This window comes from Bacillus sp. FG16 (assembly GCF_057809515.1).
On sequence record NZ_JBMDKC010000418.1, the window covers coordinates 1 to 300 of the forward strand.

Sequence of the window (300 nt, forward strand, 5' to 3'; positions counted from 1 at the left end):
TCGTTCATTACGCAGTGGACTGGAATGAAACCATTCAGATTGCGGATACAAAATACATTGCTTATGGTGCAGGACCAGCGGCGAATAAACGATTTGTCCATGTGGAATTGTGTGAGACAGCTGATTACAGCAAGTTTAAGCTTAGTTATGAAAAGTATGTGACATTACTGGCCAGAATCTTAAAAGATAATCATCTATCGGTAGAAAAAGGATTGTGGACACATAACGGCGTGAGAAAGTACCTGGGCGGTACAGATCATGAAGACCCGATTGATTATTTACGTAGCCATGGCGTGTCAG

Annotated in this window: 1 protein-coding gene; it reads left to right on the forward strand. The window is 42.0% G+C overall.

All coding sequences use genetic code 11. The features are described 5' to 3' along the window. The coding region (locus ACODS7_RS33000) for an N-acetylmuramoyl-L-alanine amidase (protein ID WP_488828789.1) at positions 1–300 on the forward strand (300 nt) is incomplete at both ends.